1 protein-coding gene is annotated in these 534 nt (G+C 62.7%); it reads left to right on the top strand.

Going from position 1 to position 534, the window contains the following annotated elements:
* Positions 1 to 534 (top strand): DUF3857 domain-containing protein (locus PKF00_RS44325; protein ID WP_271223804.1); only part of this gene is annotated, 534 nt, incomplete at both ends.

The raw sequence follows: 534 nt of genomic DNA, 5'->3' as shown, positions 1-534 counted from the left end.
GGGACGGCGAAGTTTTCGATCGCCTGATCCCCGACAGGTTTGTAACCGTCCGGCGGGAAGCCGATCTGTCTTCGGGCATCGTCGACGGCGATCTGACCAGCTTCACCGAGCTGACCGACATCCGTGTCGGGGATGTCCTCGAATACCAGATCACCTATACGACCCATTCGGAAGTCTGGCCGGGCGGGTTGGGCGCCCGGCTGTCGACCCAATGGTCGATTCCCGTTGAGAGCCATCATCTGCGGGTCATCGCCCCCGCAAACGCCCCATTGTCGATCGCCGGCACCAGCGAGCTCCAGCCCGTTGTCAGCAGCAGCGATGGCTGGTCCGAATATGTCTGGCAACAGTCTCGTCCGCAGCGGGTCGTTGGCGAGAACAACGTCCCCGGCGATCACTCTTCCTGGCAGTTCCTGTCTCTGTCGAGCATGGGCAGCTGGGCAGATGTGGTCGACTGGGCGCTGCCATTCTACGATCCGGACGTGGCGCTACCGGCTTCGGCGAACGCCCTGCTTGAGCGGGTTCGGATGGATCACA

This window comes from Streptosporangium carneum (genome assembly GCF_027922005.1).
Classification (GTDB): domain Bacteria; phylum Actinomycetota; class Actinomycetes; order Streptosporangiales; family Streptosporangiaceae; genus Streptosporangium; species Streptosporangium carneum.
The sequence above is the reverse complement of the archived record's forward strand: the minus strand, read 5'-3'. Positions and strand labels throughout refer to the sequence as shown.